This window comes from Nocardia sp. NPDC060220 (genome assembly GCF_042727815.1).
In the GTDB taxonomy this organism is placed as follows: Bacteria; Actinomycetota; Actinomycetes; order Mycobacteriales; family Mycobacteriaceae; genus Nocardia.
Genome location: NZ_JBHWZY010000805.1, coordinates 1 through 3128, shown reverse-complemented (window position 1 = coordinate 3128; position 3128 = coordinate 1). Strand labels below are relative to the sequence as shown.

The 3128-nt window shown below is 68.4% G+C and carries 5 protein-coding genes; 2 read left to right on the top strand and 3 right to left on the bottom strand.

Going from position 1 to position 3128, the window contains the following annotated elements; genetic code table 11:
• Positions 1-119 precede the first annotated feature (119 nt).
• From ACFWF3_RS29970 to ACFWF3_RS29960, 3 genes are read right to left on the bottom strand one after another with little or no spacing between them, the layout of a single operon-like run.
• The gene (locus ACFWF3_RS29970) at positions 120-914 is read right to left on the bottom strand and encodes an MBL fold metallo-hydrolase (RefSeq protein ID WP_378994320.1); all 795 of its coding nucleotides are present in this window, start codon (positions 912-914) and stop codon (positions 120-122) included.
• 9 nt (positions 915-923) lie between these two features.
• Positions 924-1385 carry a RidA family protein gene (locus ACFWF3_RS29965; protein ID WP_211300352.1) on the bottom strand — a complete coding sequence of 154 codons (462 nt, stop codon included), beginning with the start codon at positions 1383-1385 and terminating at the stop codon, positions 924-926.
• A 2-nt stretch (positions 1386-1387) separates the two neighbouring features.
• On the bottom strand, positions 1388-1549 hold the full coding sequence (locus ACFWF3_RS29960) for a DUF4177 domain-containing protein (RefSeq protein WP_101464811.1): 162 nt from the start codon (positions 1547-1549) through the stop codon (positions 1388-1390).
• 59 nt (positions 1550-1608) lie between these two features.
• Here ACFWF3_RS29960 and ACFWF3_RS29955 point away from each other — a divergent pair, with 59 nt between their 5' ends.
• Positions 1609-2646 (top strand): ArsA family ATPase, encoded by a 1038-nt coding sequence (locus ACFWF3_RS29955; RefSeq protein WP_378638725.1) that lies wholly within the window; start codon positions 1609-1611, stop codon positions 2644-2646.
• Positions 2643-3128: ArsA family ATPase (locus tag ACFWF3_RS29950; RefSeq protein WP_379316990.1), on the top strand; the 486-nt coding region annotated here is incomplete at its 3' end. The genes ACFWF3_RS29955 and ACFWF3_RS29950, both read left to right, overlap by 4 nt.

The window sequence follows — 3128 nt, the reverse complement described above, 5'->3', positions numbered from 1 at the left end:
TTAAACGACCCCGCCCTCGCCCACCCCCCCGGGTTTTGGTTGGGCGGGCACCGCGGCGGTTGTCGCCCTCCCCCGGGTCTACCCCCCACCCGGCAAGCGCGTCGGCGATCGACCGGTGTTCAGTTCTGTTCGGCCCGCAGGTATTCCAGCTGTGCCTGCACGGAACTGCGCGCGGCGGGCCACAGCCGTTTGTCCACGTCGGCGTACACCTTGCGGACCACCGCGAGAGCGCCCGCGCCGGGACCCAGTTCGACCAGCGCGGCCCGCACCTGGTCGAGCCGCTCACGCCGGTGGTCGAGGTAGTACTGCGCCACCGGCGCAGCATCGGGGTGGTCGGGCCCGTGCGCGGGCAGCAATGCCTTACCCGCGCCCAGCTCACGCAGCTTTTCCAGCGACGCGAGGAAGTTCGCCAGCGCGCCCGGCGCGGATTCGAGCACCGTGGTGCCGCGGCCGAGGACCGTGTCACCGGTGAGCACCGCGTCGTCGAGCAGCAGGCTCACCGAATCGGTGGTGTGTCCCGGCGTACCGAGCACCGTGATCCGCAGGCCGGCGGCCTCGATCACCTCGCCGTCCACCAGCGGCACGACCGCGCCACGCAGATACGCCGGGTCCACCGATCGCACCGGCGTCCCGGTGGCTTTCACCAGGTGATCGATGCCGCCGGTGTGATCGTGGTGGTGATGGGTGATCAGCGTCAACGCGATCCGGCCGCCGGTGGCCTCGACGATGTCGGCGGTGTGTTTCTTGTCCTTCGGTCCCGGATCGACGACCACGTAGGAATCGCTGTCCGGGCCACGCAGCAGCCAGGTGTTGGTGCCGTCGAGCGTCATTTGATTGGGGTTGTCGGCCAGTAGTACCGATGCCGTCGCAGTGACCGGCCTGACCTGGCTGTACGCGGGATGTTCCAGTGCCATGACGGCTGCCTATCCGACCTCGACGATCAATTCCACCTCGACGGGCGTGTTCTTGGGCAGTTCCGAGACGCCGACGGCCGAGCGCGCGTGCACGCCCGCCTCGCCGAACACCTCACCGAGGAACTCCGACGCACCGTTGATCACGATCGGCTGATCGCTGAATCCGGGCGCCGAGGCGACGAATCCGACGACCTTCACGATCCGCACCACCTGGTCGAGCCCGACCAGGTCGTGCACGGCCGCGAGCGCGTTCAACGCGCACAGCCGGGCGGCCTCCTTGGCCTGCTCCACATCCACCTCGGCCCCGACCTTGCCGACCGCCGACAATTCACCGTCGACGAAGGGCAGCTGGCCGGAGGTGTACACCAGCGAACCGGTGCGCACGGCGGGAATGTAGGCCGCGACAGGAGCGGCGACCGGCGGCAGCGTGACACCGAGCCGGTCGAGCGCGTCCTTCCACGCGGTGGCCACGGCTACTTCTGCCGCTTCAGGTAGGCGACGTGCTGTTCGCCGGTCGGTCCGGGCAGCACCGAGACCAGCTCCCAGCCGTCGGACCCCCACTGGTCGAGGATCTGCTTGGTCGCGTGCGTCAACAGCGGCACGGTCGCGTACTCCCACAGGGTGACTTCACTCATGGTGTGAGTTTAGGGCTCACCCCGAACGCCTGGGCGAAACGGGTTATAGGCTCGGCGGCGTGGGAGCACCAACAGCAGAGCCGGTTTCGTCGGTTCCCGAACCGTCGACCGGATGGCCACAGCGCGCGGCCAAGGCCCGCTTGCACTACGTGACCGGCAAGGGAGGCACCGGCAAGTCGACCGTTTCGGCCGCACTCGCACTCGCGCTCGCCGCAGGGGGACGCAAAGTGCTGCTGGTCGAGGTCGAGAGTCGCCAGTCCATCGCGCAGTTGTTCGATCGGCCACCGTTGCCGCCCACCGAGACCCATATCGCCAGCGCCGACGGCGGTGGCGAGGTGACGGCACTGGCACTGGACATCGAGTACGCGTTCCTCGAATACCTCGACATGTTCTACAACCTCGGCTTCGCGGGGCGGGCGATGCGCCGGATGGGCGCCATCGAGTTCGTCACCACGATCGCGCCCGGTCTGCGCGACGTGATCCTCACCGGCAAGATCAAAGAGTGTGTGGTCAGGGTCGGCAAGGACGGCAGGCCCGCCTATGACGACATCGTCGTCGACGCGCCGCCGACCGGCCGGATCGCCGGCTTCCTCGACGTCACCACGGCCATGGCCGAGATCGCCAAGGGCGGTCCGATCGCCTCGCAGGCAGAGGGCGTGTCCAACCTGCTGCATTCCGATCAGACGATGATCCACCTGGTGACGCTGCTCGAGGCGCTGCCGGTGCAGGAGACCGCCGACGCGATCGCCGAGCTCACCGCCGACGATCTGCGGATCGGCACGGTGATCGTCAACCGGGCGGCCACCGCCGAACTCACCCCGGCTCAGCGCGACACAGCCGTGGCGGGCGAACTCGACACCGCCGCGGTCGCCGCCGACCTGGCGAAGGCCGGCATCACCCTGTCCGAATCGGACTTCGACGGCCTGATCGCCGAAACGGTCGACCATGCGATCGTGCTGACCGCACAGAACGCGAGTGCCGCCGAACTGGCGCAGATCGACGTCCCCCAGCTGTCCCTGCCCGCCCTCGGCGACGGCATCGACCTGGGTGGCCTCTACGAACTGGCCGAACAGCTATCCGCGCAGGGAGTCCGATGAGCGAGCACGTTTCCACCCCGCCCGCGCTGGATGTCTCGCAGATCATCGCCGACCCGAGTGCCCGCGTGATCGTGTGCTGCGGGTCCGGCGGCGTCGGTAAGACCACCACCGCGGCCTCGATCGCGCTGCGAGCGGCCGAATCGGGTCGCAAGGTGGTGGTGCTGACCATCGATCCGGCGCGCAGGCTGGCGCAGTCGCTGGGCGTGGCCGAACTGGACAACACCCCGCAGCGCGTGGAGCTGGGTCCCGAGGTGCCCGGTGAACTGCACGCGATGATGCTGAACATGCGCCGCACCTTCGACGACATGGTGCTCGAGCACACCAGCGCGGACAAGGCCGAGCAGATCTTCGCCAACCCGATCTATCAGACGGTGGCGTCGTCGTTCGGCGGCACGCAGGAGTACATGGCGATGGAGAAGCTCGGCCAGCTGGCCGCGCGCAAGGAGTGGGACCTGGGTCAAGCTGATCTGCCCAGGGTAAGT